We start from the raw sequence: 18,520 nt of genomic DNA, 5'->3' as shown, positions 1-18,520 counted from the left end.
CTACGAGCAGGCGTTGGGGATCTCGCAGGAGATAGGAGACCGACGAGGTGAGGGGAATCGTTTGGGCAACCTGGGGTTAGCCTATGCTGCTCTAGGGGAGGTGGAGAAGGCGATCGGGTACTACGAGCAGGCGTTGGGGATCTCGCAGGAGATAGGAGACCGGCGAGGTGAGGGGAATCGTTTGGGCAACCTGGGGTTAGCCTATGCTGCTCTAGGGGAGGTGGAGAAGGCCAGGCAATGCTGGCAACAGTCCTTAACGATTTTTGAGCAGATTAAGTCCCCCAATGCCGCAGTTGTCCGGTCGTGGTTGGACGGGCTAGAGGGTCAGTAGATAATCTCTGATTTGGGTGGTTATCGCGAAAGAAAGCGGGGTCCGGGGGCGCCGCCGGTCGCCCGAAATACTGGAGCGCCTTATGCATGGCGCCAAAAAAACGGCTACACATAAGGTCCCGCCAGGGTGTGTGATTATCTGGTCGTGTCATCGCTCTGCATAATAGCGACCAGCGCCGGCAGCAGCACGAAAAGGGTCAAAAGAAACATGGACGGATCCTGATGTAGCAGGTTGATGGGTTCCAAGTTTCAACTCCGTTGACGGTTTTTGTGCCTTGTAGTAAAATCGGGGTGAGCCGGCAGTTCAGAGGGATGCGCGTCTTCTCCGAGCCGCCGGCTCGTGGTTTCGCGATGATGTTATAGCCTCGAATTGTTCACGGGGGACGCTGTGCGCAGGGATTCCGCGAGATCCATGTGGGCCAGCTTGACGTAACCTTGGACTGTGAACAAGTCGGAGTGTCTAAACAGCCCTGGTGTGCAGCCGGGTTGCTGCCATTTCACAGATATGGTAACATATGGTAGTGAGTTTCGCGTGAGAATGGGGTGCTATACTTGGGGGAAAGAGCGGATCAGCGGGCACGAGGGAGGGTTTCTCCAGTTTTCTTTATTCGAATTTCCAATAAGAGAGGGTGCTTTTCGGGGTTCAGCGACCAAGATGCGCGAGGCGATTTCTACGATTCTTGCCTTGCCGAGCGCCAATTCGTTTAGTCGACGCATCGCTGTTTTTGACCTGAAGAGCGCCCGGTTCCGGAAAGCGAAAGGGGGTGATCTGCTCTTGGAATACTTGATCATCGGGTGAGACTGGTGTTGGGTCGCGTCGTGGTATTCAATCGAAGACACGGGGGATGGGAGGGGATTCAAAGACTCTTCCTGGGGTGAAATCATAACACTTGGGGGAATTTCATGAAACTCAGTGAAGTCGTTGCCGAGTTGGTTTGCGCAACCATCGCCAATGGGCGCAGTGTGCGAACCGCTCAGGCGTATGAAGAGAAGCTGAAGCCACTGGTAGTCTACCTGGAGGATAAGGAGGTGTCTGACGTCACCATCAGTGATCTGAGGGGTTATGTGGGCCATCTACGTGGGAGGACGTCGCGTTTCGTCGATCATCCTTTCAAGGCCAGGGTATCGGGCGGGTTGTCGGACGCCACCGTAGCGAGCCTGATCCGGCATGCGAAGCGGTTGTTCAACTTTGCGGTGGAGGAGGGGATTATCGATACAAGCCCTGCGAAGCGGCTGCGGAACTTTCGGGCTCCGCGCGGCGAGCCAAAAGCGGCGTCCATGGAGGATCTTGGCAAGCTCCTGGACGCGATGGATGACAGTTCACTTCGTGCAGCATCGAGGGACAAAGCCTTGCTCTTGGTGCTGCTTGACACCGGTTGCCGGCTGGGTGGTCTGGCCGGCATGAAGCTGGATGATATCAACCTGAAGAACGGTCGGATCTATCTGGTCGAAAAAGGGAATAAAGGGCGTTATGCCTTCATCATGCCGATGACGCGCGACGCGCTGCGAGCCTGGCTGGATGTTCGCCCCAGTGACCAGGGTGATCATCTGTGGTCAACGTTGGGCAGTAACGGGGGAGATCATCTTAGCACCCAAGGAATCAGGCAGGTGCTGCGTCGTTGGAAGAAACGGGCAGACGTGACCGGAAGAGTCAACCCGCACGCCTGGCGACATACCTTCGCCCGCGAGTTCTTGACCGATGGTGGTGACCTGGCGTCGCTGTCGGACATCATGGGTCATTCCGATGTGAAGGTGACCCAGGCGTTCTATGCGATTTTCCGCACCCATGAGTTGCAGGAAAAGCACGACCGGCACAGTCCGGTGGCGCGGCTTGCCCGATCGTCTGGCAGGCCGGACAGGATCATCTAAGAGGTACCCAGAATCTGGGAGGTCGATAGCTGGAGGTTTGACAGATCGCCCAAATGGGGTAGAATCAGAGTGAACGCCAGACTTTGTCATCTGCCAACCTAGTCAGGCGGTCGTTGTAAGGTGTTAGCTGCCCCCGTAGCTCAATGGACAGAGCATCGGACTTCTAATCCGACGGTCGCAGGTTCGAATCCTGCCGGGGGTGCCTGCCAGATACGCTGTGAAGGTCACATCGGCTTTCGCAGCGTTCTTGTTCTGCCCAGGTCGAGACGAAAGCAATACCGTCCATTGGCGAGTTTCCGCGGTTCATAATTGGACATAACAGAATGCCTGTGCTATAATCCCGACCGATGTGAAGCGTTACTGCTTCGCATCAAATTGATACATATTGATTTTCTAGATTTGCGGTGTTGGTTTATTTGACCGAAATCGCCCGGATTGGGTTGAATCGGTTACGAGAGAGGATTGGCCAGCTGCAGGCTGGGAGGAAACCAGGGTTACGTTGTGGCGTTGACGAAGCATTGACCGGGTCAGGGCCATACGAAGGTTGGATTGGAAAGTATTTCTGCGGGGCACAGGTTCAGGTTTACACGACGTTTTGCCCTCAGCACTTCCTCATTTTTCTTCCCTGTTCTTCTATTGCCAGACTTGATCACAGCAAATGGACAACGGCTTTCCCGCGCATTCGATAGCGCTAAGCCATCCCGCGTGCAGCTATTGGCGCTTGCCAATCGTGAGTCACGTCGACACCGCAACCGATGGGCCGTCGCAGTCTGGCCGGTATCGGGCAATGGCTGTTAGCAAGCTAATGCCTGATGCTTTGTCTGGGCTGGATGGTCGAAAAAAGGAGTGACAAAACTGGTGTCTCCAGGAAAGACAAGTAAGAGAAGGACAAGTACAAGTAAGAGTAGAAGAAAATGGTGGCGCATGGATATGCATCTGCATTCCATGGCGTCCGCCGATTGGCAGGATCCAGATGCAAGCTGGCTCGATTGGCTTCACAAGGCCGAACAGCGCGGTCTGGACGTGGTGGCAATCACCGATCATAACACGATTGCAGGGGTAGCGTCGCTGCGAAAGGAGATCGAGCGACTCCAGTGGCTGGAGTCTGAGAATCGCCTTCGGCCTCAGGAGCGACGGGCCCTGGATGAATACCGGCGCCTGGGGAACGAAGTCCTGGTGCTTCCCGGTTTCGAGTTTACCGCGACGTTTGGCTTCCACATCCTGGGAATATTCCCGCCGGAGACCTCCGTGCGGGAACTGGAGTTGATCCTGCTGACGTTGAATGTCCCGGCGGACACGCTGGGCGACGGTTCCACCCAAATTGGTGCCTCGGCCGATGTGCTGACCGCCTACCGGGTGATTCGGGAAGCAGGCGGTTTGGCGATTGCTGCCCATGCCAACTCGACTCACGGCGTCGCGATGCGTGATTTTCCTTTTGGCGGGCAGACTAAGATCGCATATACCCAGGATCCAAACCTGCACGCGTTGGAGGTGACCGATCTGGAAAGCCGCAGTACCCGGGCCACCTCAAGGTTTTTCAGTGGATCCAAGCCAGAGTATCCCAGGCGAATGCGGTGCATTCAAGGATCGGACGCCCATTGCCTTCGCCGGAATCAAAACGACAAACACCGCCTCGGAATCGGTGACCGTGTCACTGAGATCAAGATGCAAGGGCCGCCATCCTTCGCTGGGATCAAAAGCGTACTGGAATCAGACGATTTTTCGCTGACCCGGCCATACCGGCGCCGCAAGGAGGCCTTCGATCACGTGGCCGAAGCGCGTGAGCAAGGGAACAGCATCGTGCAATCCTTTCATGAAAAGATCACCCGGCAGGGGGGACGGCTGCATGCCATCATGTCCGACGTCGTGGCCTTTGCCAACACAAACGGCGGCACGGTCTACCTGGGCGCCAGCGGGCGTCCAACGGAGCCCCCCATTGGGATCGACAATGCCGAGGTCGCCGTCAAGGAACTGCGGGTCGAGTTGCAGGCCAAGGTCACCCCTCCCCTGGAGGTGGAAATCGATTCGTTGGAGACCCAGGGGCAACAGGTTGTTCGCTTGCAGGTCCCCGAGGGTGAGGCGAAACCCTACTGCCTGGACGACAGCAAAATCTATCTCAGGCAGGAAGCCGAGAGTGTCGTGGCTGTGCGGGATGAGATCGTTCAGATGGTCAAGGGAGCCTTGTTGGAACGAGGCGAGGTTGACGAATCGGGCAAGCCGGAGCCTGTTGACGGCCGGCGCCGCCGGGGCAGGCGTTCGACCTCCAAGAACGGCAAGGGTGACTCAGACCAGGCCGTGGCAGAGCGGGTCCCATCGGAGGTCGAGTCTGCGCCGGCCCTCGACGTTTCTCCCCCTTCAGTGGGCGTGCAGATCGTCAGTGTCACCGAACGGGGCGGCACCAACTATTACACGATCCGGGATCTTCGCAACGGCAGCACGGTACACAATGTGACGCTCAAGTCAGCCCGGAAGTTGTGGCGTTATGCCATTAGCCAGCTCGAGCAGAATCCCGTCGATCCGGATAAGGTTCCGTGGGCCGGCGATATCGGTGTTGCGCGGAGTGAAAAGCGTGCAGGCAAGCAGCGCTATGATCTGGTGCAACGGGTGCCCGGCAGCGATGCGCTGGTAGTGTATTACGGCGTGACCGAAGAAGGATGCGAGGGGCCCTGGCGGCAATTCCTGGTTGGGGCCGACACGGCCTGAGGACCAATTGGAGTCAAGGCTGTCAGTCTGTTGCTTGCACTGACATATCCGGTGCCAACGTCAACGGCCCCCGTCACAACATTGACGGGGGCCGTTGTTTTTTTCAATGCCTGCAGGCTGGCACGCGCTAAACGTAGAGGATTGCCACCACTGCAACCACCCAGAGGATGCCCGTCGCCAGAAGAGGCCGGTCCCGGAAAACCAGTTCATCTGGTGCGCCCCCTTTCTTCTGGACGTGAATCAGGTACAGGTAGCGAAACAGGCCATAGAGCACGATGGGAATAGTCAGCATCATCGCGTGGTTTTCCGGCAGGTTTGGGGCTGAGAAGGTGTAGAGTGAATAGGTGATCACCAGTGTTGATGTTACCAGGCTGATCAGCTGGTCGAGAAAGGGAATCGTGTATTCAGTAAGATTGGCACGGTGGGAGCCGGCGCCCTGTTCCAGCAGCATCAGCTCGTGGCGGCGTTTTCCGAAGCCCAGGAAGAGGGCACCCAGGGTGATGCAGAGATACAGCCAGGGAGAAAAACGCTCGACATCGACCACCACTACACCTCCGGCCACCCGAAGCACAAACCCGGCGGCGATGACCAGCACGTCTATGATTACCAGGTTCTTCAGGTAGAAGGAATAGGCGATGTTCATTACCAGGTAGCTGTAGAGTATCAGGCTGAAACCGCCGTCAAGCCAGAGGGAGATCGGCAGGCTTATCAACACAAAAAAAACGGCGGCTGCCATGGCTACCCGGGGCGAGAGATCGCCCGCGGCCAGTGGCCTGTTTTGTTTTTTTGGATGCTGTCTGTCCTTTTCGATATCTGCCAGGTCGTTGATGATATAAACCGTGCTTGAGATCAGGCAGAAAAGCAAAAAGGCCACGGTGGTGCGTAGCAGCAGGTCCAGTTCAAAAAGTTTTCCGTCGAACACCAGGGGAGCGAAGACCACCACGTTTTTCACCCATTGTTTGGGGCGCATGGTCTTTATCAGGGCTCGCAAAGTCGACATAATACTGTTTTCTTGGTTTTTCAGGCCAGTCATCGCCGAGCTGCTGCCAAGCTTACTTTCATTCTCCATGGGCATCGATGATACCGCAACCGGCCGCCATCGTCAATTTGCCGGGTTGACGGGATAGCTTCTTGACGATAGGCTGGCGGCGGGCTATTATGGCTGCATGAACGATTACTTTCGAAAACCCCGTGGAAAAACACGCCTTGATTCCCTCGTGGTGGCCAGGGGGTTGGCGCCGAGCAGAGAAAAAGCCCGGGCATTGATCATGGCCGGCTCGGTATTTATCGGCGATCAGCGGATGACCAAACCTGGGCGGATGGTTGCCGCTGACGCTCTGCTGGAGGTCAGGGGTTCGTTGCCCTATGTCAGCCGCGGCGGTCTTAAACTGGAGGCGGCCCTGGACAGTTTTCAACTCGATCCCGCGGGCATGCAGGCCGCCGACGTTGGAGCCTCGACCGGCGGATTCACAGATTGCCTTCTCCAGCGTGGCGCAGCCCACGTCTACGCAATCGATGTGGGCTATGGCCAGTTGGCCTGGAAACTGCGTCAGGATCCGCGCGTGACCGTCATGGAGCGAACGAATGCCCGCTATCTGCAGACCCTTCCTGATGGCAGGTTGCTCGATTTGGCCGTGGTTGATGTCTCCTTTATCGGGCTGGCACTGGTAATGCCGGCGGTTTCCCGAATCCTGCAACCGGGCGGCCAGGCGATAGTCTTGATCAAGCCTCAGTTCGAAGCGGGACGATCCATGGTGGGCAAGGGTGGTGTCGTGCGCGATCCTGCGGTTCACGAGCGGGTGCTTGAGACAACAATGCGTATGTTCGGGGAAACCGGCTGGCGGGTTGATGGACTGCTGCGCTCTCCCATTACCGGTCCCAAGGGAAACATCGAGTTTCTGTGTCTGCTGGCTAAAGGAGGCGAAGCCTCTGCCATCGACGTGTGCGCCTTGATTTCGGACGTATTGCCATCACAGAGTTCCAAGTAAAAAGCGCCATCCCATGCTGGATGGCGCTCGCTGATTTTCACTGATTGGCCCATCAAACCGGTCTGATCCCCAGGTAAACCCGGCGGCCACTGATAGTGCGAAGAATCGTATCTGGTTGTTTCCAGGGAATCAATTCGTGAAGCTCGTTCGGGGACAGCGATTCATTGTCGTTTATCAGGAAGACCCGGAATATGGCCGACGCCAGGGGAATGCGCTCGTTGATGAAATCTGCTCGGGTGGCACACTCGCGCTTGAGACATTGCAGCAGGGCATCCGCTTCTACCACTTCGCCTGTTTCAGGATTCACCCAATCAACCATCTCCGTTTCCCTGTGGGAGGAAAATCGGTCGCGGCAATCATCGCATAATTGTTCCCGGAGATACAAGCGGAAATTTCTACCGGTGGATTCCCACCAGTCGTAATCGATATGGAATTTCGTGTCTGTAGTAGGCTTGGTCCATCCAGCCATTGCTTTCCTCGGTTTTCTAGGCACGCGCCATGGCAAACTGCGTGCCGCCAGTCTCCTGGAAGCGCGGGCTGCCAACGAGAGCGGCGAACACAGGTCCTGGCGCTGTTCGGCGAATCAGATTGATGGCACTGTAGACTGTCTTGGCACTGACAGTGCCTTGCGTGCTAAGACCCATCAATTGAGGGGCCAGGTCTTCTACCAGTTCCGCGACCGACGGTCCTTGTTGGTACAGCCGGCGTCTCAATTCATCGATACCCTCCGGGTCTGCCTCGGCAACGATCATGAGATCATCGAACTCACACGAAACGGCCTGCTTCTGCAGCTGAAATGCCAGCGCGTCGCCGTCAGCCCGGGCCATGCGCACCCACTCACGCTTCATGCGCCGCGGTTTCAGGTCAATGACAACCTCGGCGGGATTGTCGGTCCGCTCCAGCAGAATGAGTGCTCCAACGGGGATCTTGTGCTCCTCGTACCACTGGCTGAGGCCACACACGTAGCGACCATCGGGCACAACCCAGCCTGGGAAACGACTGCCCCACCGGCCGTCGATGAAAGTGATCTGGCTGCGTTTTTCCTCCTTTACCGGGAAGAAGCCCCTGGTCCTATCTGTCACCGGCACGGTGCCTGAACGGCGATGGGGGTAGGTCAGCGTCAGTTCGACGCTGGGAAGTCTTGCCAATCCCACGCTGGAAGCGCCGCCCTCTGTCCACTCGTCGTCCAACTCCCATTCTAACTGCAGCAACGGAACTGTCAACAGAGATCGATCAAAGTCGGAATCCTGGAACAGCAAGCGCCGGGGAATACGGATTGCCTCCTCGGGCAACAGCCGCTCGAGATACCATTCTCTTCCTTCGGTGCCCACGTCCACGAAACGCTCGTCCTCGGAGAGTGCAAAGTCGAGGGAAAAGGCCAGCAATGCCATCGGGATTTCCCGGGGCAGGTCGAGTTCCTGCAGCAACTCGGCTGTCGTCATCGGTCGCGCCTGCACTTCGATGAGGGCCTCGGCGATATTCAGATGTCCCACATGCACATCGGCAAGTAGGTCAGCCACCGACCAGTGGCGGACCAGATTGATGAAGGGGCTGTCGGGCAGATTGAGCAGCTGCTCGTGCAGCAATGGACGAAGGCTGCGTCCGTACTGCTCTGTCAAATCTTCAGCGTCAAGCATATCTTCTGCTTGCCATCCATTCTCACTGCCGCTTTGGTTCAGCTTGTGAGGCGTCTTCAATTGTGCTGCAAACGAGCGGAGCAGATCAGAACCCTCGATCTCGACCGAAATCACGTCGAACTCGCCATGTTCCGGATTCCTGCCCGGCCGGATAGAAACCACCGTGCCCAGCGAGAATTCCAGGGCGGGGAATACGATAGTCTCGCCAACAGCATAGGTATCCTCGGGTTGATAGGGTGCGCCTCTGGAGAGCTCCCGACGGATACGTTGCTCCTCCCGTTGAAACCGCGAGGCGATCAGGGCATCGACCAGTTCTTGCTCCAATACGGGGCGGTCGCGGTCGACCAGGAGATCACGAAGAAACTCGACGTCTTCCTGTTTCAAGGCGAATTCGTTTGTCCAATATTCCGGATTCTGGCTGGGACGAAATGACACGCTTTCTACCTCTTCTGAAATGTTCCTTGAGAGTTTTATTTGAGCCACCATCGGGGTTTCTGGAGCGTGACTGAGCACCAAACACTAATTATACGTGTCAGTCTGTTGATTGCCAAATCAGCGCATGGTTAAATGGGGACCGACCCCCTCCTGCCTGGACTGTCACAACGAGGGAGGCGCGTCTCTTTTGCATTCGGCGCAAAGAAAGGTATAATTACAGTCACTTCAACGGAGAAAAATCACCTCATCATCAAACCATCGATCTCCGATGCCTGACCACGATCAAGATAGCTCGCAACACGACGCCAACGTTGAGTCTCTCTCATCTGACTCATCTGACTCAATGGAATGGCTCTATGATACGCTGGATGAAACGCCGGCCGAGGTGGGGCCCGGGCCTCGAGGCAGTTTTCCTTTTGCCACGTTTTTGCTGCTCGGCATTGGCCTCGCAGTAATCGCCGTCGCGGCCTGGTTATTGTTCGGCACACCCTCTCCCGTGTCCACTGCGCCGGAAACGACGCCATCACCCTCAGCGACTGTCCTGCTACCGACCCAGGTTCCCGCACAGTTGCCCGCTGCCACTGCCAGTGTTGAGACCACCTTGGAACTGGAAGCCCTGCCTACCTCGGAGTTCATCTTCGAAATCGGCGAGCGGGTCATTATCTCAGGCACCGGGGACCGTGGTATCAGGCTGCGTTCAGGTGCCAGCCTCAATTTCCTCACCCAGGGAATCTACTATGACAACGACGCCTTTTTTGTCATGCCGGGAAGCGATCCCAACGCCGATTACCCGGTGGAAGCGGATGGCTACGTCTGGTGGCGGATCCGCGCGATCGATGGCCTGATCGGCTGGACGGTGGAAGATTTCCTGCTTTACCGCCCCCTTGTCGAGGAAGAATCGGATTCGGGGGATTGATTCCAGGTCGTGGATGAATGGACATCACCGCCCATGGAAAACCTGGAAAACCGCGCACGACGACTGCGTGAGTTGATCAACCACCACAGCTATCTCTATAATGTGCTGGACGCTCCCGGGATCAGCGACGCCGAGTATGACGCGCTTTTCAACGAGTTGAAGAGTCTCGAAACAGAATATCCGCAATTGCGCACCACCGACTCGCCGACCCAGCGGGTCGGTGGTGTGGTTATGGAAGGATTTTCCCGGGTTCGCCACCCCGCGCCCATGCTCAGCCTGGCCAATGCCTTCGGGCCAGAGGAACTGCGGGCCTGGCATGATCGGCTGCTGCGCTTGTTGCCCGAGGAGCAGGCCGATGGCCTGGTGTACGTGGTGGAGCCGAAAGTCGATGGCCTCACCGTCGTGTTACACTACGAAGATGGCGTGTTTATCCAGGGAGCCACCCGCGGCGATGGCACTACCGGCGAGGAAATCACCGCCAATTTGCGCACCGTTCGCGACCTGCCGTTGCGAATCCCTGTGGTTGCCGGCGCAAAGCTGGCGTCTGACGACCAGCCTGTTGCCGGCGACGGTCCACCGGATCGCCTTGTGGTTCGCGGTGAAGCCTATATGAACAAGGCCGATTTTGAGCGTTTCCAGGCGGAGCAGGCTGCCAGCGGCGGCAAGACCTACGCCAACCCTCGCAATACCGCGGCCGGCGCACTGCGTAATCTCGATTCGACGGTGGCTGCCAGCCGTCCCCTCCACCTCTGGGCCTACCAGATTGTCGACCTGGCGGGATTCGATCCTGTGCCGGAAACCCAATGGGATGCCCTGGCTTTGTTGAGGAACCTGGGATTCCCGGTCAGCGACCAGAATCGGCGGTTCAGTGATTTCGAGGAATTGATCGCCTACGTCAAAAAATGGGAGACAGTGCGTCATGAACTGGCCTATGAAGTGGATGGGCTGGTGATCAAGCTGGATGACTTCGCACTGCACGATCAACTGGGCGTCGCTGGCAAGGATCCTCGCTGGGCCGTGGCCTACAAGTACCCCGCCGAAGAGGCGATCACCCGGCTCCAGGCCATCGAGGTCAACGTGGGCCGAACCGGCACCATCAATCCCTACGCGGTGCTGGAGCCAGTTCAGGTCAGTGGCGTAACCGTGCAACACGCCACCTTGCACAACATGGACTATATCCGGGACAACGACATTCGGGTTGGCGACACCGTAGTAGTGAAACGGGCTGGCGAGGTGATTCCGCAGGTGTTGCGGCCTGTGGTCGAATTGCGTTCCGGCGACGAAATCGTCTGGGAGATGCCCGACCGTTGCCCTGTCTGCGGCGGCCCGGTGGTTCAGCCGGAAGGCGAGGTGGCTTTCTACTGCACCAACTCCGCCTGCCCGGCCCAGCTGGTTCGGGGCGTCGAACACTTCGTCAGCCGCGGCGCCATGGACATCGAAGGCTTTGGCATTCGCCAGGCCGAGCTGTTCGTTGACCTCGGATATATCGAGGATCTGGCTGATGTCTACTACCTGCCCTGGCAGCAGGTCGAGGAGCTGGATGGCTATGGCGAAAGACGGGTAGCCAGGCTGCGCACTGCGGTTGAAAACTCCAAAGCGCAGTCGTTGGCGCGGCTGTTGACGGCATTGGGTATCCATGGTGTGGGTGGCACGGTAGCCGAGTCGCTGGCGGATCATTTTGGCTCGCTGGATGCACTGATGGCTGCCTCGTCCGAGGAGCTGGAAGCCATCGCCGGTATTGGGCCAAAACTTGCAGCCAGCATTGTGGGGTGGTTCGGTCAGGAAAGCAACGGACAGGTGGTCGACAAGCTGCGGGCGGCCGGTCTGCGACTGCAGGAAGCGGCGGTCGAAAACTCGCGGGCCGGGCAACCGCTGGCTGGGCAGAGCTGGGTGATCACCGGCACCCTGCCGAATCTGAGCCGGCAGGAAGCTGCTGCCTTGATAAAGAGTCGGGGTGGCAAGGTGACAGGATCGGTGAGCAGCCGCACCTCTTACCTATTGGCCGGCGAAAAGGCCGGCAGCAAGCTGGCGAAAGCGGAAAACCTCGGCGTGCCGGTGGTCGACGAAGCGACCTTGCGCGAGATGATTGGGCAGTGACCGGGCGCCAATTCAATCAACCTCCAGGATGATGGGAGCATCCTGGAGGTGAAACGCAGTGCGCATTCTTATTGCCTTGTCTACTTCTTTCCTTCTCTACTCTCTGCTTTGAAACGCTCCAATCCAGTCGAGAAAGTTCGGAAAGGTCGCGCCAAAACGGGGGATTCCCCCGTTTAATTGAGTAGAAGTGGCCGGGTGGGACGTTTTTTCGGTCCGATCTGTCGATTTTGACGTCAGGCAGACTTGACAAACCGGACCTCGGGTGTTAGTATCGCCTTTGTACCCGCCTTCGTCATCGATGGCGTTTTTGGGTCTGCTGACAAAACTCGTTTTTCACTTTACAATCATGGCTGTGCATGCTATAATGTGGAGGATTTGATTATGGGTTATGGATCCTCGAGTCCCGGTCCCTCACTGTAGCCGATATCCAATCTGATCTCACTTGGAGGCGAACGATGTTTCAAAGAAGGAATTTGCAGAAATTCGGTGTGGTAGCCGTGCTGCTGGGCGTGTTGCTGCTGGCAACCGCTGCACCGGCCATCCCGGCTCAGCCCGAGGCGGCGAACGTGACGTTGAGCACGAGCCCTGTTTGGGCAGATCATAGTTGCCCAGCAGATGTGACCGTTGCTCTGGCAGGCGATCCCGTTGACGTGGGTGGCTATGAGACCCAGGTGAACTTCGATGCTGTCCATTTTGGCTACACGAGCGGCAATATTGCCTTGACTGATTTCCTCAGCGACGGTGGCCTTCGCTCCACCAGCGGTGACGACGGTACTCCTTTCCTCGAGGCAATCGCAGCCACCAATGTGAAGTTCGGGGATTATAGCTGGGGCACCAGTGCCGGTGCAGATTCGCCTGGGAATCTTGCGACTGTCGGTTTGGATGTTGTCGCCTGCGGAAGCAGCTCTGTCAGCCTCTCCGATAGCCAGGTGGTGGATTACTTGGGTACGCCATTTGTGCTTGGCACCGAGAGCAGCACTTCATATGCAGTGTATCACCTTTATGATACGAATGGTGATAATCTGCCCTTTGTAACTTCGTCAGATGTGCTTGCCGTTGTTAGCAATATCGGCCCTTGGGGCGGCGGGTGCAGCGCTGGTTACCAGTACGATACGAATCTTGATGGTTTGCCCTTTATCACATCATCAGACGTATTGGCGGTTGTCAGCAATATCGGCCCCGTAAGCTGTCCGTAGGGCCACTTTCATAATATTCATATTCACACATCACCTGGTTTTCCTCGTGAGAGATATCCGGGAAGGAGATATCATGACACGGAAATTCTCAAAACTCGCAATAGTTGGCTATATTTTGATGTTGCTGATCTTGGCAACGGCTGTAACATCGGCAAGCCCGGATGCTGTAACCTTTAATACGATGACAGCAGAGTGTCCCGTTCCCAGTGCTACTGCCTCAGACATTGATGTAGTGATCACGGCTCAGGGAGTCGTCGGTGAGCTCGCCGGGTATGAGATCGAACTGGAATACGATTTCGCCGTGTTGACTCTCGACGGAGTCACCGCGGGTGCGGATATGACCGCAATGGGCTGCTCGTTCAATACCCAGGTTGGTTTCGAGAACTCACCCTATGCTTGGATAACCGGATCATGCACTGCGGGCGCTGGGACGTATGCTTCTGGCGACGTTGAGCTGGTGGTGGCTCACTTCAGCTACGACGGTGCGCCCGGTAGTTATCCGATCCTGTTGACGACAACTGGCGTGGGAGTCCCAACTGCCCTTTTGGATCCAACGGGTGCTGCGACCGCTGCAACGGTTGGACAATTGGTCCAATGTGAACCAACTGCCGTCGAGATGAGTGAGTTCAGCGCTTCACCCGCTGCTTCAGCCCTCTCGCTCTGGCCATTGCTGGCCGGCAGTGCAGCCATCGCCGCTGGCGGTGCCTATGCCCTGATGCGCCGCAAGCGCTAGCCTAATTCTTTCGCTTCCAATGACAGGGGCAGCCTCAACCGGGCTGCCCCTGTTTGCTATTGCTGTACTTCAAAATATCGATGACGACAATCCACCAATTGGCAATTCACAATAAGCCTGGAGCGTTTCCCATGCGTGTCGTTTCTCTCCTTCTCGCCTTGTTCCTTGTTTTCCTCGTTCTTCCCCTGACAACTGCGGCCCAGGATGGCAGCACCCTCCAGATGACCATGCCCGACCCCGATGCTCACCTGTCCGCCGGCGATTCCTTTGTGTCCGTGGTGTCTGTCCAGGAGGTGGAGGGACTCCTGGGTTTCCAATTCGATATCAATTTCGATCCCGGTCAACTGGCCGTGGAATCGGTTGAGCTCGGGCCTTTTCTCGCCAGTACCGGTCGCAGCCCCCAGCCGTTGGGCCCCGATGTGCGCGATGCCGCAGAGGGACGGGTGGTCTTTGGTGGGTTCACCCTGGGCAAAGATCAACCCGGCGCTTCGGGCGAAGGGGTCCTGGCAACGATTCTCTGGCGCGTGGTGGCGCCAGGTGAGCACGGTGTGACTCTCGATAGCATCCAGTTGGCTGGTAGCACCGGCGCCGCTCTGCCGGTATCTGATGAGGTCGAGGTCGTTCCAGAGGCGGAGGTCGTCTCTGGCGGCGCGGACTCCTCGGCGGCCGGTGATGTTGGTTCCCTGTTCCCGGGTGGGTTCCCCCGTTGGCTGCCGGTGGTGGCGGTTGTTGGTCTCGTATTGCTGGTGGGGATTCTGCTGGCGAGGGTGACGCGGCGTAGCTCCGTTGGGGCATGAATGGCTGGAGACCGACTCCGGAGTCGGCTATGACGTCCCTACTCAGCCATTCATGCCCCTATTCGATGACGACCTTGTCCAGGTCCTCTTCCGGCTCCGGATAGGCCATGTCGAGCCCTTCCAGGGTATCGATGATCACCTTGCTGATCACCAGGTTGCGGTACCATTTGCGATTGCCGGGCACGATGTACCAGGGGGCCTGGCGGGTACTGGTCTTGCTGAAGACATCCTCGTAGGCTTTCATGTACTCGGGCCATAGCTTGCGTTCCGCCAGATCGCCCACGTTGAACTTCCAGTTCTTGTTGGGCTCGTCCAGCCGGGCCTGGAGTCGTTCCTTTTGTTCATCGGGGCTGATGTTGAGATAGAACTTGAGGATCGTGGTGCCCTCGTCGGCCAGGGTTTTTTCGAAGGCGTTGATATGATCGTAGCGTTTCATCCAGACCTTTTTTGGCGCCAGTTCGTGGACCCGCACGACCAGCACATCCTCGTAATGGCTGCGATTGAAGATCACAATCTCGCCGCTGCCGGGAGTTTCCTTGTGGATGCGCCATAGATAATCGTGGGCCATTTCCTCCGCTGTCGGTACCTTGAAACTGGCAACCCGGACTCCCTGAGGATTGACGCCGGTGAAGGCGTGACGGATGGTGCCATCCTTGCCGCCGGAATCCATCGCCTGTAATACGATCAACAGCTTGTGCCGGTGTTCGGCGTAGAGAACTTCCTGAAGTTCCCGTAGCTGATCGGTCAGTGTCGGTAAAGCCGCCTTACCCTCAAGCTTTTTCCCCTCGAAGAGTGCCTTGTCGTTGGGGTCCCACTCGTCGAGATTCACCTTGGTGCCTGGCTTCACTCGATATCGATCGACGGTATCAGATTTCATAAGCTCCCTCGTTTTTCATAGATTGCGGTCTGCTGTTGGCGGGATTATAGCACGCAATGTCGCAATGTCGCAATGTCAGAGGACCAGAATATCGGAATGTCGGAATGTCATCATGTCATGATTCCGTAACTCGACATCTTGACATCAGAACGATCGTACTTGAAGGGAAAGTCCATGACCGAAGTTCAACACGTTCGAGTGGTCCGCGGCAAACGAATCCTGCTGGGCGTGACCGGCGGTATAGCGGCTTACAAGGCGGTGACCGTTGCCAGCCGGCTGTCCCAGGCCGGCGCCGTGGTCGATGTGCTGATGACCGAGGCGGCCAAGCGATTCGTTTCCCCATTGACATTCTCGGCCTTGACGGGACGGCCGGTGATGAGCAGCCTCTGGTCCAGGACCGACGGCGAGATCCGCCATATCACCATGGCCAAGGATGCCGACCTGTTTGTCATTGCCCCCGCAACCGCTAACACCATCGCCCGCCTGGCCAACGGGCTGGCCGACGGCCCGATCACCGTCGTTGCCCTTGCTACCAGGGCGTCGATTCTCCTGGCGCCGGCCATGGAAACCGGCATGTGGCACCATCCAGCTACGCAGGAAAACATGCAAAGATTGGCCACCCGGGGCGCGCATGTGGTGGGACCCATGCCTGGGCGGCTGGCCTCCGGGGCTGTGGGACTGGGCCGTATGGCAGAGCCCCCTCAGATCATCGAAATGGCCCGCAAGGTGCTCGGCAGCAGCGGGCCCCTGGCGGGCGTTCACGTGGTCATTACAGCAGGCGCCACGCAGGAGGCCCTCGATCCGGTGCGGTTTCTCACCAACCGTTCTACCGGCAAGATGGGCGTTGCCCTGGCCAGTTCTGCCCGTGACTTCGGTGCGACGGTCACTTTGATCCATGCGCCCATGCAGGTACCGGTTCCCTTCGCTGTGGGGTCGGTTCCAGTACGTACCGCTGTAGAGATGCGAGAGGCAACCTTCCGGGCGTTGCCTGATGCCGATGTTCTGATCGGGGCGGCGGCTGTTGGCGACTATCGGCCGGCGTGGCAAGCGGGCCAGAAGATCAAAAAAAGTGGCAATCTGCCGATTGAATTGTTGCGCAATCCCGATATCCTGGCAGAGGTTGGAGATCAACGCGACAAAAACGGGCATCCCCAGATACTGATTGGTTTTGCTGCTGAGACAGAGGATTTTCTGGAAAACGCCCGGGCCAAACTGAGGGCCAAGAATCTCGACCTGATTGTGGCAAATGATGTTTCGGCCACCCATAGCGGCTTTGGTGTCGATACCAACCAGGTTACCCTGCTCGACAGGTGGGGAGACGTGTTTCCCTGGCCCCTGCTCTCCAAGACGGAAGTAGCCGATCGCCTCATGGTCTGGATTTCCCGCCAGATCCACGGACAGGGCGTGGGCGATCTGGGAGACTGACTTCCTTTGACCGCCGACCGCTGACTGCTGACGGCCCTATCGCCGCGTCGCCGAAGAAAAGCAGCGAAGAAAAAACTGGACAGTTCCTTAACGGATTATTTCGTGGATCAACTCGATCGGTTCGGTCGGTTCTGAGGCAATCTTCGTGGCTGCGCTGATACGTTGCCTGGCGTCGGCCAGCTTCTTTTCGTCGTTGGCGTGGATCCAGGCGATCGGCTCTTCAGATTCGATTCTATCGGCTACCTTCACTTCCAGGACAACGCCCACGGCAGGATCGATTGCATCTGTTTTCAGGGCTCGCCCGCCGCCCAGGTTTACGGCAGCGATGCCCACTTCATCGGCTCGAATCTCTTGGATCCAGCCGCCCGCGGGCGCAAGTACCGGTTCGATAATACGAGCTATTGGCAGCTGGTCGGGCTGGTCTACCTGCTTCAGGTCGCCGCCCTGGGCCGCCACGAACTGCCGGAACTTCTGCCAGGCCTGTCCATTGGCCAGCTGGCTCAGCGCCAGCTGCCGGCCTTCCGATGGGTCAGCCACTTTGCCGCCCAGGTGCAGCATCTCGCCAGCCAGAGTCGTTGCCAGAAGCACCAGGTCCCTGGGCCCGGCGCCCCGAAGCGTCTGGATTGCCTCCCTTAGCTCCAGTGCATTGCCCACTGCCCAGCCCAGTGGCTGATTCATGTCGCTGATCACTGCCGACATGGCCCGCTGCGATTCCTTCCCGATTTCCACCATGAGGCTTGCCAGGTGGGACGCGTTCTCCAGGTCCTGCATGAAGGCTCCGTAGCCCACCTTCACGTCGAGTACGATGGCATCGGCGCCGGCAGCCAGCTTTTTGGACATGATGGAGGACGCCATCAGTGGCAGTACAGGCACCGTGCCGGTTACATCCCGCAAGGCGTACAGCTTTCCGTCGGCTGGCGCAAGCTCAGCAGTTTGGCCGCCGATTACCAGTCCGATCTCTTGAAGCTGACGAGTGAATTGCTCAGCTGGTACCTGGATGTCCATGCCATCGATGCTCTCCAGCTTATCCAGCGTGCCACCGGAGAAACCCAGCCCTCGTCCACTGAGCTTGCCGACGGGAAGACCCAGGCTGGCAACGATGGGCGCCACGACCAGTGTCGTTTTATCGCCAACGCCGCCGGTTGAATGTTTGTCCACCACGATGGTGTCAGGAGGAAACGCATCCTGTGGCGTCAGCTGATGCCCCGAGTGAAGCATGGCCAGGGTCAGGGCTGTTGCTTCATCGTCGTCCATTCCCTGGAAATAGATGGCCATGGCCAGGGCGGCGGCCTGGTAGTCCGGAATGGTTTCATCGGAGTAGCCCGAGATAAAGAACTCGATCTCTGCTGGAGTCAGGGCGTGTCCATCTCTCTTTTTTACGATGATGTCGACTGCGTTCATGTCAAGTCCTTCGCAACAAGCATAAGGTGCAACGCACTTGTTCAATCCGAATCGGCTCGGTTCTGTGGACCAAGTGCGTCGCACCTGGAGTAGCACGATTCTACCATATTTACGTG

The 18,520-nt window shown here is 57.7% G+C and carries 15 protein-coding genes and 1 tRNA gene; 11 read left to right on the top strand and 5 right to left on the bottom strand.

Features of this window, described 5'->3' with window-relative positions; genetic code table 11:
* From U9R25_19725 to U9R25_19710, 4 genes are all read left to right on the top strand, one after another.
* Positions 1–331, top strand: a 331-nt coding sequence (locus tag U9R25_19725) for a tetratricopeptide repeat protein (protein MEA3338123.1), incomplete at its 5' end; no start/stop codon positions are given.
* A 902-nt stretch (positions 332–1,233) separates the two neighbouring features.
* The gene (locus U9R25_19720) at positions 1,234–2,199 is read left to right on the top strand and encodes a tyrosine-type recombinase/integrase (GenBank protein ID MEA3338122.1); all 966 of its coding nucleotides are present in this window, start codon (positions 1,234–1,236) and stop codon (positions 2,197–2,199) included.
* Between the two features lie 129 nt (positions 2,200–2,328).
* Positions 2,329–2,401: transfer RNA gene (locus U9R25_19715), tRNA-Arg, on the top strand.
* A 728-nt stretch (positions 2,402–3,129) separates the two neighbouring features.
* The gene (locus tag U9R25_19710; GenBank protein ID MEA3338121.1) at positions 3,130–4,902 is read left to right on the top strand and encodes a putative DNA binding domain-containing protein; all 1,773 of its coding nucleotides are present in this window, start codon (positions 3,130–3,132) and stop codon (positions 4,900–4,902) included.
* A 127-nt stretch (positions 4,903–5,029) separates the two neighbouring features.
* Here U9R25_19710 and U9R25_19705 read toward each other — a convergent pair whose 3' ends face one another.
* The gene (locus U9R25_19705; protein ID MEA3338120.1) at positions 5,030–5,971 is read right to left on the bottom strand and encodes a decaprenyl-phosphate phosphoribosyltransferase; all 942 of its coding nucleotides are present in this window, start codon (positions 5,969–5,971) and stop codon (positions 5,030–5,032) included.
* A 97-nt stretch (positions 5,972–6,068) separates the two neighbouring features.
* Between U9R25_19705 and U9R25_19700 the strand changes: the two genes are divergently transcribed.
* Entirely contained in the window at positions 6,069–6,890 is an 822-nt protein-coding gene (locus U9R25_19700; protein ID MEA3338119.1) for a TlyA family RNA methyltransferase, read from the top strand.
* A 52-nt stretch (positions 6,891–6,942) separates the two neighbouring features.
* Here the strand turns inward: U9R25_19700 and U9R25_19695 are convergent, their stop codons facing one another.
* Both U9R25_19695 and U9R25_19690 read right to left on the bottom strand, forming a co-directional pair.
* Positions 6,943–7,209: a hypothetical protein gene (locus U9R25_19695; protein MEA3338118.1), complete on the bottom strand. Its 267-nt coding sequence runs from the start codon at positions 7,207–7,209 to the stop codon at positions 6,943–6,945.
* 166 nt (positions 7,210–7,375) lie between these two features.
* The gene (locus U9R25_19690; GenBank protein MEA3338117.1) at positions 7,376–8,911 is read right to left on the bottom strand and encodes a hypothetical protein; all 1,536 of its coding nucleotides are present in this window, start codon (positions 8,909–8,911) and stop codon (positions 7,376–7,378) included.
* A 394-nt stretch (positions 8,912–9,305) separates the two neighbouring features.
* Between U9R25_19690 and U9R25_19685 the strand changes: the two genes are divergently transcribed.
* From U9R25_19685 to U9R25_19665, 5 genes are all read left to right on the top strand, one after another.
* On the top strand, positions 9,306–9,878 hold the full coding sequence (locus U9R25_19685; GenBank protein MEA3338116.1) for a hypothetical protein: 573 nt from the start codon (positions 9,306–9,308) through the stop codon (positions 9,876–9,878).
* A gap of 33 nt (positions 9,879–9,911) precedes the next feature.
* Positions 9,912–11,975 (top strand): NAD-dependent DNA ligase LigA, encoded by a 2,064-nt coding sequence (gene ligA, locus U9R25_19680; protein MEA3338115.1) that lies wholly within the window; start codon positions 9,912–9,914, stop codon positions 11,973–11,975.
* 455 nt (positions 11,976–12,430) lie between these two features.
* Positions 12,431–13,171: a hypothetical protein gene (locus U9R25_19675; GenBank protein MEA3338114.1), complete on the top strand. Its 741-nt coding sequence runs from the start codon at positions 12,431–12,433 to the stop codon at positions 13,169–13,171.
* Positions 13,172–13,244: 73 nt separating this feature from the next.
* Complete coding sequence (locus tag U9R25_19670; GenBank protein MEA3338113.1) at positions 13,245–13,904, top strand: hypothetical protein; 660 nt, start codon at positions 13,245–13,247, stop codon at positions 13,902–13,904.
* Between the two features lie 131 nt (positions 13,905–14,035).
* On the top strand, positions 14,036–14,701 hold the full coding sequence (locus U9R25_19665) for a cohesin domain-containing protein (protein ID MEA3338112.1): 666 nt from the start codon (positions 14,036–14,038) through the stop codon (positions 14,699–14,701).
* Positions 14,702–14,759: 58 nt separating this feature from the next.
* On the opposite strand, the gene U9R25_19660 is transcribed toward U9R25_19665, so the two are convergent.
* A complete protein-coding gene (locus tag U9R25_19660) occupies positions 14,760–15,578 on the bottom strand; it encodes a polyphosphate kinase 2 family protein (protein MEA3338111.1) in 819 nt (272 codons plus the stop codon).
* Positions 15,579–15,752: 174 nt separating this feature from the next.
* Here U9R25_19660 and coaBC point away from each other — a divergent pair, with 174 nt between their 5' ends.
* Positions 15,753–17,003, top strand: coding sequence for a bifunctional phosphopantothenoylcysteine decarboxylase/phosphopantothenate--cysteine ligase CoaBC (gene coaBC / locus U9R25_19655; protein MEA3338110.1), 1,251 nt, complete (start codon positions 15,753–15,755; stop codon positions 17,001–17,003).
* A gap of 87 nt (positions 17,004–17,090) precedes the next feature.
* Here coaBC and U9R25_19650 read toward each other — a convergent pair whose 3' ends face one another.
* Entirely contained in the window at positions 17,091–18,404 is a 1,314-nt protein-coding gene (locus U9R25_19650; GenBank protein MEA3338109.1) for a thymidine phosphorylase, read from the bottom strand.
* Between the last annotated feature and the right edge of the window lie 116 nt (positions 18,405–18,520).

This window comes from Chloroflexota bacterium, assembly GCA_034717495.1.
Classification (GTDB): Bacteria; Chloroflexota; Anaerolineae; order JAAEKA01; family JAAEKA01; genus JAYELL01.
The sequence above is the reverse complement of the archived record's forward strand: the minus strand, read 5'-3'. Positions and strand labels throughout refer to the sequence as shown.